Annotated in this window: 13 protein-coding genes and 1 tRNA gene; 7 read left to right on the forward strand and 7 right to left on the reverse strand. The window is 63.7% G+C overall.

The annotated features are described in order from the left end of the window. The first annotated feature begins 10 nt into the window (after positions 1 to 10). Positions 11 to 940, forward strand: coding sequence for a MurR/RpiR family transcriptional regulator (locus V9T28_RS19750; RefSeq protein WP_116401667.1), 930 nt, complete (start codon positions 11 to 13; stop codon positions 938 to 940). Here the strand turns inward: V9T28_RS19750 and V9T28_RS23415 are convergent. After that, the gene (locus V9T28_RS23415; RefSeq protein ID WP_116401668.1) at positions 843 to 1,139 is read right to left on the reverse strand and encodes a helix-turn-helix transcriptional regulator; all 297 of its coding nucleotides are present in this window, start codon (positions 1,137 to 1,139) and stop codon (positions 843 to 845) included. The two genes, V9T28_RS19750 and V9T28_RS23415, sit on opposite strands and share 98 nt — an antisense overlap. A gap of 613 nt (positions 1,140 to 1,752) precedes the next feature. On the opposite strand from V9T28_RS23415, the gene V9T28_RS19755 reads away from it, so the two are divergent. Next, on the forward strand, positions 1,753 to 1,950 hold the full coding sequence (locus V9T28_RS19755) for a hypothetical protein (RefSeq protein WP_116401669.1): 198 nt from the start codon (positions 1,753 to 1,755) through the stop codon (positions 1,948 to 1,950). Positions 1,951 to 2,127: 177 nt separating this feature from the next. Here V9T28_RS19755 and V9T28_RS19760 read toward each other — a convergent pair. The 5 genes from V9T28_RS19760 to hemC all read right to left on the reverse strand — a co-directional run bounded on the left by V9T28_RS19760 (position 2,128) and on the right by hemC (position 6,750). Beyond that, positions 2,128 to 2,203: transfer RNA gene (locus V9T28_RS19760), tRNA-Thr, on the reverse strand. A 91-nt stretch (positions 2,204 to 2,294) separates the two neighbouring features. After that, complete coding sequence (locus tag V9T28_RS19765) at positions 2,295 to 3,917, reverse strand: heme biosynthesis protein HemY (RefSeq protein ID WP_116401670.1); 1,623 nt, start codon at positions 3,915 to 3,917, stop codon at positions 2,295 to 2,297. Between the two features lie 42 nt (positions 3,918 to 3,959). Continuing rightward, positions 3,960 to 5,084 (reverse strand): COG4223 family protein, encoded by a 1,125-nt coding sequence (locus V9T28_RS19770; protein ID WP_147306470.1) that lies wholly within the window; start codon positions 5,082 to 5,084, stop codon positions 3,960 to 3,962. A 53-nt stretch (positions 5,085 to 5,137) separates the two neighbouring features. Next, entirely contained in the window at positions 5,138 to 5,833 is a 696-nt protein-coding gene (locus V9T28_RS19775; protein WP_116401672.1) for a uroporphyrinogen-III synthase, read from the reverse strand. Further along, complete coding sequence (gene hemC / locus V9T28_RS19780; RefSeq protein WP_116401673.1) at positions 5,833 to 6,750, reverse strand: hydroxymethylbilane synthase; 918 nt, start codon at positions 6,748 to 6,750, stop codon at positions 5,833 to 5,835. The genes V9T28_RS19775 and hemC overlap by 1 nt, the downstream gene beginning before the upstream one ends. A 107-nt stretch (positions 6,751 to 6,857) precedes the next feature. Between hemC and tsaD the strand changes: the two genes are divergently transcribed. The 4 genes from tsaD (at position 6,858) to V9T28_RS19800 (ending at position 11,878) form a co-directional block, all read left to right on the forward strand. Further along, positions 6,858 to 7,916 (forward strand): tRNA (adenosine(37)-N6)-threonylcarbamoyltransferase complex transferase subunit TsaD, encoded by a 1,059-nt coding sequence (tsaD, locus tag V9T28_RS19785; protein ID WP_116401751.1) that lies wholly within the window; start codon positions 6,858 to 6,860, stop codon positions 7,914 to 7,916. Between the two features lie 114 nt (positions 7,917 to 8,030). Continuing rightward, a complete protein-coding gene (locus V9T28_RS19790) occupies positions 8,031 to 10,061 on the forward strand; it encodes a DUF4139 domain-containing protein (protein ID WP_116401674.1) in 2,031 nt (676 codons plus the stop codon). Between the two features lie 210 nt (positions 10,062 to 10,271). Then, positions 10,272 to 10,829, forward strand: coding sequence for a phospholipase D-like domain-containing protein (locus V9T28_RS19795; protein ID WP_116401675.1), 558 nt, complete (start codon positions 10,272 to 10,274; stop codon positions 10,827 to 10,829). Positions 10,830 to 10,879: 50 nt separating this feature from the next. Beyond that, positions 10,880 to 11,878 carry an NAD(P)H-dependent glycerol-3-phosphate dehydrogenase gene (locus V9T28_RS19800; protein WP_116401676.1) on the forward strand — a complete coding sequence of 333 codons (999 nt, stop codon included), beginning with the start codon at positions 10,880 to 10,882 and terminating at the stop codon, positions 11,876 to 11,878. 72 nt (positions 11,879 to 11,950) lie between these two features. On the opposite strand, the gene V9T28_RS19805 is transcribed toward V9T28_RS19800, so the two are convergent. Further along, the gene (locus tag V9T28_RS19805) at positions 11,951 to 12,331 is read right to left on the reverse strand and encodes a winged helix-turn-helix transcriptional regulator (protein WP_116401677.1); all 381 of its coding nucleotides are present in this window, start codon (positions 12,329 to 12,331) and stop codon (positions 11,951 to 11,953) included. 111 nt (positions 12,332 to 12,442) lie between these two features. Between V9T28_RS19805 and V9T28_RS19810 the strand changes: the two genes are divergently transcribed. Continuing rightward, positions 12,443 to 13,459 (forward strand): zinc-binding alcohol dehydrogenase family protein, encoded by a 1,017-nt coding sequence (locus tag V9T28_RS19810; RefSeq protein ID WP_116401678.1) that lies wholly within the window; start codon positions 12,443 to 12,445, stop codon positions 13,457 to 13,459. Positions 13,460 to 13,474: the final 15 nt, after the last annotated feature.

A 13,474-nucleotide genomic window follows, 5' to 3' on the forward strand; every position in this document is an offset into this window, starting at 1 on the left:
GGGTTTCTCCATGGGCTCCGACAGCCCGCTTATAAGTGTCATGCCCCCGCAGAGCCTTGAGGAATTGCGGGAGCTGGCGATCAGGATTGGCCGCGGAGAAAGCGATATATCGCTCGGCGGCAAGGCTCTCGATGTTCTTTCGCGACTTGTCGATAGCCCTGAACTGAGCGCGGTTCGCACCATTTCCGAATTGGCCGATGGATTCGGGGTCAATGCCTCGACGCTCACGCGGCTTGCCAAAGGGCTCGGTTATGATGGCTTCGGCCATTTTCAAGGTATTTTCCGCCAGGCGATTGCCGACGACGGGCTCTATTTTTACAGCCGCCAAGCGGGCCGGCTCATGTCGGTCAAGGACGAGAATGATGCCGAGATCCATATTTTCGAACGATTGGCGGCAGAGACGCAAGCGAATGTGGATCGGTTTTTGGCGCAATTGAATGGGCAGGCGCTGCGCGAGGCGGCCTCGACCATAGCCACGGCCAAGCGCGTGCGCGCCTACGGGGTTCGGCAGTTCCATTCCTTCGTCAGTTTTTTCATTTACGGACTGACCATGATCCGGGGAGATGCTGCGCTCCTCGATCCGCTGCGGCTGGGAGAAGCGGAGGCATTGGCCCAGCTAGCGCGCGGCGACGTCCTGATTGTGGCGAGTTGCGCGCCTTATACGCGCAATGTCGCGGAGGTTGCGGCCACCGCCGCACGGGCGGGACTACACGTGATCGCCATCACCGATACACGGTCTTCGCCCCTCGTGCCGCCATCGCGCCACGCCTTCCTCGTTCCGCATGCCAGCAGTTTTTTTAGCAATAGCATGGGCGCCTACACGGTCTTCGGCGAGGGTCTCCTCAATCTCGTGGCCCGAGAGCTCGGCCCGCACGCGATCGAGGCGCTGGCGCGGCGCGAAAAATTGATTGGCGATATGGACATCGAAACCGCCACGTAACGGTCGCGATTCCTTCACTCGTGCTGCGGCGCGAATTCTCTTGCAGGAAGGCGTCGAGATCCTGGCGCCGGTAGCGGATGCTTGCGCCTAGCTTCACGTAGGCTGGACCGCCGCCGTAAATGCGCAACTTAGCCAAGGTCGATCGGCCGATTTTGAGAGCTTCCGCCGCGTCTTCCGGCGTCAAAAGTGGGTCATGCATATCCGGAACTCCTGTGAAAACCGGACGACGCGTCCGATATGCGCAGGAAACATCCGTTCGAGAGGGGAAATAAAGGAGGTGATTTCCCCTTTTGCATCGTCGCGTCGACGCCTGATCACCAACGCCGGGCCATATGCCGGAGCGAGTCGTTTTGCCGCACGCCCTCGACTGTGTTTTAGGGGGCTAGGGCTTCATGTTTTGGGCGAGGCCGCTGGGGATAACGGGAATATCCTCCTCGCCTTCAACGGATCGAGCAAGACATTCACGAAGCCCCTTAGTTCCGACACACCAAAAGCGGGCATCTAATGTGTTGTTATCGCGTATGAATTGCTTTCCGACCCGGCGTCGACCGAAATTGACGGACACTACATTTTGTAGGTGTCCTACAAGCGTCAATCTAACCATTGACTCTTTGCGACGAATCCACGAATTCTCTCTGTTGATCGTTCATAAAGATATGGCGACTCAGACTGCAATCTGAGTCGCCATTGTTGGACGAGAACTGCACCGATTGAGGCCGTCGCACCTCCCGGGAGAACAAGGGCACCATGTGCTGATTTGCCCTCCTCGTCAAGGCGGCCTCGTATCCATCTGCCAATAAATGGAGAACACCATGGCAGACACACAGCCGCCCGGCGGCGTTCGCCGTCCATCATATCGCATCCAACGCAAAGACGTTCCGGAAATCAAGAAGCGCCTTTTAAGAGGTGAGCATCAGAACCGGATCGCCGCGGATTACGATGTAAATCCTGGCCGGATCAGCGAGATCAACACGGGGAAGGCATTCCCTGAAATTCCCGCCGCCGCCTAGTGGCAAATCAGGGAGGCGCGGGGCAACCTGCGCCTCTTCTTCACGGCTTTATCACCTAAGCGCTACCACCAGATCTGCGAGCTTTCGACGCAACTCCGGCTGCTTACCGAGCGCTGACCGAAACGCAAAAGCCGAACCAACAGGCCCGGCTTTTTGCATCTAAGTCTTTGAAATTATTGGTGCCGCAGAAGAGAATCGAACTCCCGACCCCATCATTACGAATGACGTGCTCTACCAACTGAGCTACTGCGGCGTGACGTGAACCGTCGCTTGCGGGGGTGTCCCCGCGAAGTGGGGTTCTCTTAATCACATCGGGCGTGCATTGCAAGCGCCGACGCGAAATTTCAGTAGAGAAATCCGCGGCTCTTTTTCCCGCGGCCTTCCACTGCCTCCTCGGGCTGCGGGCCCGGATCGTCCGGGGCGGGGCGCGAGAAAATCACCGGCGCCGGTTTGGGCGCCGGGGCTTCCGCGACGGCCACGGCCACAGCCGCCGGCTCGGGTTCGGGCGCGGGCGGCGGGGGCGGAGCGGGCTCCGGCGCAGGTTCCGGCTCGGCGGGCGCGGCCGGTTCGGGCGGCCCGGCTTCGATCAATTTCGGCTCTTCCGCCGGCTTGGCGAACAGGGGCCGGTCGTCGACTTCCGGCGCCTTGTGGCCTTTCATGGCGATGAGGCCCTCCGTCGGGCCGGCCAGCTGCTCGATCGGCGCGCGCCAGACGAACGCATCGAGGGTCCCCGTCGTCGGCGAGACCGGCGCCCAGGCATCATAGGCGACGCCATCGGCGATCCAGGCCGGGTCGCGCGGCGCGCGGGCGGCACGGGCGAGCCATTCGCGCACCTTGCCGGGTCCGGTGCCGTCGATTTCTTCCAGGTCGGCCATCATCAGGCAGGCGCGCACCGTCGGCCGATCGGCCAGCAGCGGCGCCATGACCAGGCGCGCCTTGTTCAGATCGCGCGCATCGAGCGCCGCGTGGGCCACTGTCAGGCGGCCTTCCGGATCGTTGGGCAGGAGCCGTGAGAGGGTTTCGGCGCGCTTCAACCGGTCGCTAGCGGAATCGCCGTGCCGCACCCGCAGATAGGCCTCGGCAAGATCGGGATGCGGACCCATTTTCCAGGCCGCCTCCAGCACTTTGGAGGCGCGGCGCAGGTCGCCCTGGCGGGCGAGCAGCTTGCCCGCGAGCGCGGCGGCCGGCACGAGGCCGGGCTCGCTCTTCAGCGCCTCGCGCGCCAGACGCAACGCGCCGGCGGGGTCGCGCTCCTCGGTCTCGAGCGCCAGCGCGGTCTGCAGCACGGCCTTCTGCCGCGCCGCCGTCGCCTTATCCAAATGGCGCGCGGCGACATTGGCATCCACCGCCTTGAGCGCCGCCTCCCAATTGCTGGAATTGGTGTGATGCTCCAACACCGCCTGGCCAGCCCAGGGCAGGTTCGCAATCCGGTGCGCTTCGGCCGCATGGGTATGGGCGGCCACCAGATCGCCGCGCCGCCGTGCCTCCACATGCAGGCCGCGCAGCCCGAGCACGCGGGTTTCGTGCTGGTTCAGCATGTCGGCAAAGGCCGCTTCGGCCGCGTCGCGGTTGCCGGTGAGCTGGGCGGCTTGCGCCTTCAGCAAGAGCGGCAGCGGCTGCTTGCCGAGATGTTTTTCGGCCTCCGCCGCGTGGCGCTGCGCCGCCTTGGCGTCGCCCGCGCCAACCGCGATCATGCCGCGCGCCAGCGCCGTCTGACCCTTGGCGTGGCGGCGCTTCTTCGACCACAGGCCGACGAAGGCCGGCAGGCTCAAAATCAGCCGCAGCAGGCGCCACACCAGCATCAGCGCCACGAAGAGAACGATGAGGAAGCCGATCACCGTCGTCATTTTCGGATCGGCCTGAAGGCCGAGCCATTCGATATGGACGCGGCCATCATGGGCGAAAAGCCACGCGCCGCACCAGGCCAGGAGGCCGAGAATGACGAGATAGAACAATATTCTAATCATAACTTCCCCTGAACGTCATCTTATGGCGGCGATGCTGACCGTTTATGGCTGTTTGCTCTGGGCGAGGGTCGAAATGGCGGTTGTCAGAATGGTCCGGCCGGCCTGATCGCACTCCACATGGGCCTTGAGCAACTCGCTCCAGGCGTGCGCGGGGGCTTTGGCCGCATCCGGCAATTTGCCGTAGGCGTCGAGCGCTTCGGCCGCGTCGCCATGTTGCAGCGCCGCTTCGATCCGCGAGACGAGCGCGGCGGGATCGTCGCCCTGGGTCGCGCCGATGGGCCGGATCTGCACGAGATTGGCGGCGGTCTTCCGGATCCGGTCGAAGAAACCGTCCTCCGGCGTGATGCCGTTGGCGGCATCGAGCATCGTGCTTTCAAGGCCGGCGAATTGCTCCGACAGGTCGCTCAGCGTCGGCGCGCCGCGGTCGGCATAGGGCTTGAGCTTGGCGATCGCCGCCGTATCGGCGCCAAGGCCCTGCAACGCGCTCAGCTCGGTGGCGAAGCTGTGCCCGCCGGCGATCGCCTGGGCGAGCGACTGCGCGACCACGGCGGTGGCGGCGGCATTGCCTTGAACGAGTTCGGGGTGGGGCGCGGCCACCGCCGTTTCCAATTTGCTGATCCGGTCGACCATCGGGCGCAGATCAAGCGGCGGCGCTTGCTGCACCACCTGCTTTGGCGCGGCCAGCGCCTTGGCCGAATCGTCCTTCGCCGCCTGCGCGACGCCGGCGGCGTTTTTGGTGGCCGCCGCCAAATCGCTGGACTGCTGTTCGAGCGATACGATGCGGGTGTTGAGATCGTCGAGATTCGCCCCCTTCGGCAGCAGGAACCAGGCTGCTCCCGCCACGATGACGCCACCGATGACGCCGCTGACAAGATGGCCAGTGAAAGACGAGCGCTGTGGCGGGGGCGGCGGGGCTTGCGGCTCCGGTGCGGCGGAAGCTGGCTCACTTTGCGCGGCCGGCGCTTCAATCTCGCTCACCGGGGCCGAAGCCTCGCTCGCATGCACCGGCACATCCGGTTCGCCGGCGACTGACTTTTCGACTTCGGCGGCGGATTCGACGGCAGACTCTTCAGGCGCGGCAGCCTCGGAGGCTGGAGCGGTCCCGTCGATCACAGGCGGTTCGCGCCGCTCGTCGCGGCGGGAATTGGTGCTTGTGTCATCGGTCATCGATCATCCCTCTTTGGCTTTGCCGGCCACACCATCTCCTGTTCGGAAGATTTTCACAAGAGTGTGGCGAACAGCGCCTCTTCGGTCGCCGCAGCGGCAATATGCATGCGAATCGCCGGAACCTGCGCCAAGGCATCAGCCACATCGGCGGAAAGGCAATGATGGTGCAATTCGTTCAGCGGCGCGCGCAGGTTGGCCGCCAGAATCAGGTCCCGGAAAATCTCGGCGCTGCGGCGCGAATAGTGCAGCACCGCGTCAATCTGTCCCTGCGCCAGGGCGTTGAGAACGGCGGGTGGCACCATCAGCGCCGCGCGGGCGTCGTAGGTCTCCCAGACCTGCAGGGATATGCCGGCCTGCGCCAAAGCGGCCTCAAACCCCGGCTTGCGCTCCCGCCCGGCGAGATAAAGCACCCGGCGCGGTGCAGCGCGCAAGATATCCGCCGCCAAAGCCGCCGCGTCGACCGCCACCTCGATCGGACCCGTAAACCCGATCTTGCGCGCCATTTGAGCGCCGCGATCGCCGACGACGAACAGGTCGGCGGCGAAAAAATCGTGCACATCCGCCGGATCGACCGCGCCCAGCGCATGCGCGCTCGTGAGCGCCAGCGCGTCGAACGCGCCGCGCGGACAAGCCTCCCCGGTCGGCACGATATCAAGGACGGGGGCCAGCAAAACTTCTTGCCCCAGAGCGTTGAGCCGCTCCGCGGTGCGGGCGGCGTCTTCCTGCGCTCGGGTCACGAGGATGCGCATCAGGCGGTCAGGTAATCGGCCGGCATGCGGCGGCGGATCTCAAGGCCGGTATCGGTGCCGATGCGCTCGGCATCCGCCTCCCGGCCGATGAAGCTCGCTTCCAGGAGGTCGGAACCGTCAGGTTTCAAGAGCTGGCCGCGCATCTGGATACGGCCCTGGCTCAGTTGCGCATAGCCGGCGATCGGCGTGCGGCACGAGCCGTCGAGGACGCGCAAAAAGGCTCGCTCGGCGGTGACCGCGAGGCCGGTGCCGCGGTCGGTGACCGGCTGGAGCGTGTCTTGGATCGCCTGGGCCTCGCGCGTCACAAGGGCGATGGCGCCCTGGCCGACGGCGGGCAGGAAATAGGCCAGATCGAGCACGGCGGTTGCGCGATGGTCGAAGCCGAGGCGTTTCAAGCCAGCGAGCGCAAGCAAGGTCGCGTCAATCTCGCCCGCTTCGACCCGGCGCAGGCGCGTATCGACATTGCCGCGCAGCAGGGTGACGTTCAGATCCGGGCGCAGCCGCTTCAATTGCGCCTGGCGGCGCAAGGACGCGGTGCCGACGCTCGCGCCCGGCGGCAGATCGGCGAGGGTCTTGGCCTTGGCCGAGATGAAGGCGTCGCGCACGTCCTCGCGCGGCAGATAGCCGGAAATCGTCAGCCCATCGGGCAATTCCGTCGGCAGATCCTTGGCGGAATGAACGGCCAGATCGATCTTGCCCTCGAGCAGCGCGCTGTCGAGTTCCTTGGTGAAAAGGCCCTTGCCGCCAGCCTCGGCCAGGGCGCGGTCCTGGATCAGATCGCCGGTGGTCTTGATGACGACAAGCTCGATCTCGTCCTCGGACCGGCCGTGCGCGACGGCGATGAGCCGGCGCGTCTCGCTCGCCTGCGCCAAAGCCAGCGCCGATCCGCGCGTTCCGATCCTCAGCCATGCCGACATGGAAAGTTAACCTCGATTGTTGTTCATTGAGACACATAAATGTAGTGTCGCGCTCATCTTTGGCGGCCTCATAGCGGGAAATGAGCAATTTCCCAACGGATTATTTGATGCGTGTGCTTGGAATTGAAACGACCTGTGACGAAACGGCGGCCTCAGTCGTCAAGCTGAAGGTCGGCGGCGGCGGAACGATCCTTTCCAATGAAGTGATGAGCCAGATCGCGGAACATGCCGCTTTCGGCGGCGTCGTGCCGGAAATCGCCGCCCGCGCCCATGTGGACGTGCTCGACCGGCTGGTGGTGCGCGCGCTGAAAGACGCCGGCGTCACGCTCAAGGACATCGATGGCGTGGCCGCCGCGGCCGGCCCGGGCCTGATCGGCGGCGTGATCGTCGGCCTGACCACCGGCAAAGCCCTGGCGCTCGCCTCGCGCAAGCCCTTCATCGCGATCAACCATCTCGAAGCCCACGCGCTCACGGCGCGGATGACCGACAATATTTCCTTCCCCTACCTGCTCCTGCTGGTGTCGGGCGGCCACACCCAGCTCATCGCGGTGCGCGGCATCGGCGATTATGTCCGCCTTGGCACGACGATCGACGACGCGGTCGGAGAAGCCTTTGACAAAACGGCGAAAATGCTCGGCCTGCCCTATCCCGGCGGCCCGCATGTGGAAAAGGAGGCGCTGAAGGGCGACCCGATGCGGTTTTCCTTCCCGCGGCCGATGGCCGGCCGGCCGGGCGCCGATTTCTCGCTCTCCGGCCTCAAGACCGCCGTGCGGCTCGAGGCGGAGCGCATCGCACCCCTCACGGCGACCGACATTTCCGACCTGTGCGCCTCGTTCCAGGCGGCGGTGGTCGACACGATCGCCGACCGCATCCGGGCCGCGCTCAAATTGTTCCGCGCCACCTGCGGCACGCCGACCGCCCTGGTGGTCGCCGGCGGCGTCGCGGCGAATGGCGCGATCCGGCGCACCCTGACCCGCACCGCCAATGAAATGGGCTTGAAATTGGTCGTCCCGCCGCCGGCGCTCTGCACCGACAATGGTGCGATGATCGCCTGGGCCGGCATCGAACGCCTCGGCCTCGGCCTGACCGACGACATGACCTTCGCCGCCCGTCCCCGCTGGCCGCTCGACGCCAACGCGGCACCTTCGCCGACCGGGAAGGCGTAAGAAAAGGCGAGCCGCGCAGTTCGCCGCGGCGGAATCGGATCGAAATAAAGTCGCAATGTCCCGGGATGTTTCGGCGGCGGCTCATCGCCGTATCCGCGTCTTCGAGGTCTGCCGATGCCCAAACGATTTTCTCTCGTTGTTTTCGCCGTTACCCTACTTTCCTCCACCTCCCTCTATGCTCAGGACCTCGCGCTCAAACGAGTGATGCTCTCCTCCGGCGGCATGGGCTATTTCGAATATGAAGCCGACGTGGAGGGTGACGCCCATCTGAAACTCACCGTTGTCCTCGATCAAGTCGACGATGTGTTGAAGAGCATTGTCGTTTACGACGACAAGGGCGGGGTTGGCGGTCTCGACCTGCCAAGCCGCGAGCCGCTTGCCCAGACTTTTCGGAACCTGCCTTTCGTCGAAAGCGATTTGGGATCAAGCGAAGGTCTGCTGCTCGCGCTGCGTGGGGCTGAGATCAGTGTCGGCGGCCCACACACTCTGAACGGACGCATTATTGGCGTCGTGCAGGAGCAGGAAACAGGTGCCGACGGCCAAGTGACGAAGGATCGCCATCGCGTCTCTGTGATGAGCGATAAGGGCCTTCAGAGCTTCATTCTCGAAGATGCCGAGAATATCCAATTTTCCGATCCGGCATTGCAGTCGCAAATCGATCACGCGCTCGGGGCCCTCGCCGCCAATCATATGCGCGATTCGCGCACGCTGGACTTGACGACGACAGGGCATGAGAAGCGCAAAGTGCGCGTGGCTTACATTGTGCAGACGCCTTTGTGGAAGGCCTCCTATCGCATCGTCTTGCCAGCCGACCCTTCGGCCAAACAGGCCACGGTACAGGGCTGGGCGACGGTGGAAAACCTGTCGGGCCAGGATTGGAAGGGTGTCGACCTGACGCTGATTTCCGGCCAGCCGGTGACGTTCCGGCAGGGATTGTATCGCACCTATTTGGTCGATCGCCCCGAAGCGCCGGTGGAGGTCGTCGGGCGGCTGCTGCCTGGCATCGACCAAGGCGCGGTGGCGCAACACAAGGCAGACGCTGGCTGGGGTGTGAACGGGGGCGTTCGCGCTGCACTACCGACAGTCCCCGCTCTCGCCGTCAACCAAGCGTACGGCGGCGCCGACATCGCGAAACTGTACCGATCAAGCGCTCTGGCCGGCCCCGAAGGCACGATCACCGCGCAGGAGGGTCTGACGCAAGTCGTCTTTCATCTGCCGGCAAGTGTAAGCGTCGAGAACGGCCGCACATTGTCCGCGCCGATCATCAACAACCAAATGCCGGTCGAACGCCTGGCGCTCTATCAACCGGACGTCAACGCGATTCACCCGCTGAGCACGGTCAAATTGACCAATGATGGCAAAACCGGCCTGCCGCCAGGTATCGTCACGATTTACGAAAATGGCGATAATGGTATCGCCTATGTCGGCGACTCGCGCTTGTCCGATCTACCCGTCAACGATTATCGCCTGTTGAGCTACGCGCTCGATCAGACAGTGACGATCGCGCAGAACGATGAAGCGTCGAGCAAATCCGTACGCGCAGCGATTGCCAATGGCGTGATGCGTTACAATCTCATCAATAGGAAGAGCGTAGTTTACAAAGTCAAATCAACCGAGCCGCGCTTGCTGCTCGTCGAGACACCGAAATTTCCTGGCTGGACGCTCACAGATCCGAAAACCAGCGACGCAAGCGAAATCCAGGGCAAATATCGCCTGCCGTTCAACCTGAAGGCGGAGGATGGGCAGCAATTTTCCATCACTCAAGAGCTCGTTGTCACACAGCGGGAGGCGCTCACGCAAACGATGGATTCCGATCTCTTGGCCTATGCCGAGAATCAAGAATTCGATAACAAGACTCGCGAGGAATTGAGACATATCGTCGACCTGCGCACGGATGTTGCGAAGGCGGACCAGCGCGTGCGGGATATCGAAGCAAGCGTGAACGGCATTGGTCAGGAACAAGCGCGGATTCGTCAAAACCTGCAAAGCACGCCCGCCGGCTCCGATTTGCAGAAGCGCTACCTTGCCAAGCTCAACGATCAGGAGACATTGCTCGACGATCTGAGCGAGCAACGCAAGCAGGCGCTGCAGATGGATGTCAATGCCAAGCAGGCGCTGAACGATTACATTTCGGCGCTAAACTGAAATAATGGAGTACGGGCGGCGGGGGACATACCCGCCGGCTCGACGCGAAGACGCCCCAGCGACCCTGCCGTCATTTGGCAGCGCGGCCTTCCAGGCCGCATGTAGATGCACGGCTCGATGCGGCCTGAAAGGCCGCGGTCCGTTCATTTCACTTGAAAACATAACAAGAACAAACCACAATGGCAGTGTTCCTCTCGTGCCGCCGCCTTCATGCTCAAGCGCCTGCTACTGATCCTCTTTTTCCTCGGCCTCGTGCCGCATCCCGGTCTTTTGCCGGCGACGGGCGAACCGATGGTCGCGGGGGTGCGGATCTTTTACGGGCCGCAGACCGATCTCACCCCGATCGATCCGGCGCTGATCGCCAGCGCGCGCAGCCGCATCGACATGACCGCCTATGTGCTGACCGAGCGGCGGGTGATCGAAGCGCTGATCATGGCGGCACGGCGCGGGGTCCATGTGCGGCTTTATCTCGATCCGGGCGCCTCCGGCCGCCGCCCGGCGGCGGGCAGTCCGATCTGGTCGCTGATCGAGGCGCCCGGCGTCGAGGCACGCTTCAAATCGCCGCGGCGGGATCTGATGCATTTGAAATCCTACGCGATCGACGGGCGGCTTTTGCGCACCGGCTCGGCCAATTTCTCAAGTTCGGGCGAGAAATTTCAGGACAACGACCTCGTGATCATCGAAAATCCGCAAGCCGCCCTCGCCTTCCTGCAGCAGTTCGAAACCCTTTGGGCGCGCTCCGATAATGCGATATATGCCTCGCCGTGACTGGGGACTTGGCCGCGTTAGGGCCTGTCATTTCGAAAGAGCCTTACCGCATGGCCGCAACCGCCGATTCCAATTGTATCGCCATCGCCGGCCCGGGAGCCTGGGGGATCGCGCTGGCCAATGCGCTGGCGCGTGGCGGACGGCGCGTGCTGTTGTGGGGACGCGATCCGCAAGCTATCGCGGCGATGCAGAAGACACGCGCGAGCGCTCATTTACCCGGCGTGATCCTGCACGAGACCGTGACGCCGACGCCAGAGCTTGGCGCGCTGGCTGAAGCCGGCACGGTGCTGATCGTCGTTCCAGCGCAGAATTTGCGCGAGGTCGCGCTCAAGCTCGCGCCGGTGCTGCGTGCCGGCGTCCCTGTCGTCTCCTGCGCCAAGGGCATCGAGCGCGGCTCCGGCCTGATGATGAACGAAGTGCTGGCGCAATGCCTCGGCGCCAATCCGCCCGCCGTCCTGTCCGGCCCCAGCTTTGCCAACGACGTGGCGCGCGGTCTGCCGACCGCCGTGACGCTCGCCGCAAAGGATGCAGGGCGCGCCAAGGCGCTCGCCGCAACCCTCTCCGCGCCAGGCTTTCGCCTCTATCATTCCGTTGACGTCATCGGCGTCGAAATCGGCGGTGCGGCCAAAAACGTGCTGGCAATCGCCGCCGGCATCGTCGCCGGGCGGCAGCTTGGCGAAAGCGCGAAAGCCGCGCTGATCACCCGCGGCTTTGCCGAACTTGCGCGCCTTGGCCGGGCGCTCGGCGGCCGGACCGAAACCTTGATGGGCCTGTCCGGCCTCGGCGATCTCATTCTCACCTGCGGCACGGCACAATCGCGCAATTATTCCCTCGGCCTCGCGCTTGGGCGCGGCGCCGACGTGGCGCAGGCGGCCGGCGCGAAATTGGCGGAGGGCGCCTATACCGCCTCGGTGCTCGTTGAACTTGCGCATGCGCATAAGATCGAAATGCCGATCGCGGCCAGCGTCGATGCGGTACTCGCCGGACGCTTGAGCATCGATGCGGCGATGGAAGCGCTGCTCGCGCGGCCGCAGCGGGCGGAAGCGTGAGCGTCCGTCGCCCTCCTGCTCGAGCGGCAAGACAGAGACCGTCGGATACCTGCAGTCCGCGAACCCTTTGAGTTAGCAATGGGCACCGGATAAGACCCGATGCGTCGACGTGCCACTGAGGCCTAGAACATTGGCCTCGCCCCATGCCCTGAGAGCCAGAATGACCGGCTCAAGACTGCGTCCGCGCTCGGACAACCGATATTCCACCTTCGGTGGAACTTCCGGATAGACGGTACGGATCACGAAGCCATCGCGCTCCAGTTCCCGAAGCTGATTGGTCAGCATCCGTTGGGTGACGTCGGGCAAGCGGCGGCGGATTTCATTGAAGCGCAGCGTGCCCTGAAGCAGATGCCAAAGCACAACGCCCTTCCACTTGCCGCCGATGAGAGCAAGCGTGGCTTCCACCGGGCACCCTGGACTGCAATCGAAACGATCATGACGCGGACGCGGCATCAGACAGTATCCTTTTCGACACTATGTGCAATTTATGTGCATTCTTGCGCAAAATACGCCAGCGCGCCACTTGGTGCCAGATACGAAACGCCGCATAGGCAGGAGACATTGATGCGTGCCATTGGCTACAAGACCCCGCTTCCGATCGAAGACGATCATTCGCTGGTCGATATCCACTTGCCGGATCCGGTGCCCTCGAACCGCGATCTGCTGGTCGAGGTCAAGGCGATCTCAGTCAATCCAGTCGACACCAAAGTCCGCGCCAATGTGCGCCCCGAAGAGGATGCGTGGAAGGTGTTAGGGTGGGATGCCGCCGGCACCGTCGTAAAGACGGGTCCGCATGCAAGCCTCTTTAAGCCCGGCGACGAGGTGTTCTACGCCGGCTCGATCACGCGACCTGGCGCCAATGCGCAATTGCATCTGGTGGACGAGCGCATTGTCGGTAGAAAGCCGCGCACGCTTGGCTGGGCGGAAGCTGCGGCAATGCCGCTCACCGCCATCACCGCTTGGGAGGCGCTGTTCGATCGGCTGGACGTCAAAGGACGACCCGTGCCGGGCGCGGCTCCCGCGATCCTCATCGTTGGCGGGGCCGGAGGCGTCGGTTCGATCGCTGTCCAGCTTGCCCGCAAATTGACCAACCTGACGGTCATCGCCACAGCCTCGCGACCAGAGACGAAGGCCTGGGTCTCGGATCTCGGCGCGCATCATGTCGTCGATCATTCCAAACCGCTGGCGCGCGAGATCGCTGCTCTCAACATCGGAGACCCGACCTTTGTTTTCTCCACCACGAACACGAGCCAGCACCTTGCCGAGATCGCCGAACTGATTGCACCGCAAGGTCGCTTCGCGCTGATCGACGATCCCGCCACGCTCGACATCAACCCGTTCAAGCGCAAGAGCGTGTCGGTGCATTGGGAATTCATGTTCACACGGACCATGTTCGCCACGGCCGACATCGAGGAACAGGGCCGCTTGCTGAACCATGTTTCCCGCCTTGTGGACGCGGGCACGATCCGCACGACTCTCGCCGACAATTTCGGCGCGATCAATGCGGCGAATATCCGGCGCGCGCATGCGCTGATCGAAAGCGGACGGGCGCGCGGCAAGATTGCGTTGGAGGGGTTCTAACGATTCACAGCGCAA

The organism is Methylovirgula sp. 4M-Z18, from assembly GCF_037890675.1.
Taxonomy (GTDB): Bacteria; Pseudomonadota; Alphaproteobacteria; order Rhizobiales; family Beijerinckiaceae; genus 4M-Z18.

Coding starts and splice junctions, on each gene's coding strand:
- V9T28_RS19810 (WP_116401678.1), top strand. CDS start 12,443: ATGCGTGCCATTGGCTACAAGACCCCGCTTCCGATCGAAGACGATCAT.
- V9T28_RS19755 (WP_116401669.1), top strand. CDS start 1,753: ATGGCAGACACACAGCCGCCCGGCGGCGTTCGCCGTCCATCATATCGC.
- V9T28_RS19775 (WP_116401672.1), bottom strand. CDS start 5,833: ATGCGCATCCTCGTGACCCGAGCGCAGGAAGACGCCGCCCGCACCGCG.
- V9T28_RS19795 (WP_116401675.1), top strand. CDS start 10,272: ATGCTCAAGCGCCTGCTACTGATCCTCTTTTTCCTCGGCCTCGTGCCG.
- V9T28_RS19790 (WP_116401674.1), top strand. CDS start 8,031: ATGCCCAAACGATTTTCTCTCGTTGTTTTCGCCGTTACCCTACTTTCC.
- hemC (WP_116401673.1), bottom strand. CDS start 6,750: ATGTCGGCATGGCTGAGGATCGGAACGCGCGGATCGGCGCTGGCTTTG.
- V9T28_RS19805 (WP_116401677.1), bottom strand. CDS start 12,331: ATGCCGCGTCCGCGTCATGATCGTTTCGATTGCAGTCCAGGGTGCCCG.
- tsaD (WP_116401751.1), top strand. CDS start 6,858: ATGCGTGTGCTTGGAATTGAAACGACCTGTGACGAAACGGCGGCCTCA.
- V9T28_RS19800 (WP_116401676.1), top strand. CDS start 10,880: ATGGCCGCAACCGCCGATTCCAATTGTATCGCCATCGCCGGCCCGGGA.
- V9T28_RS23415 (WP_116401668.1), bottom strand. CDS start 1,139: ATGCATGACCCACTTTTGACGCCGGAAGACGCGGCGGAAGCTCTCAAA.
- V9T28_RS19770 (WP_147306470.1), bottom strand. CDS start 5,084: ATGACCGATGACACAAGCACCAATTCCCGCCGCGACGAGCGGCGCGAA.
- V9T28_RS19750 (WP_116401667.1), top strand. CDS start 11: ATGGGCTCCGACAGCCCGCTTATAAGTGTCATGCCCCCGCAGAGCCTT.
- V9T28_RS19765 (WP_116401670.1), bottom strand. CDS start 3,917: ATGATTAGAATATTGTTCTATCTCGTCATTCTCGGCCTCCTGGCCTGG.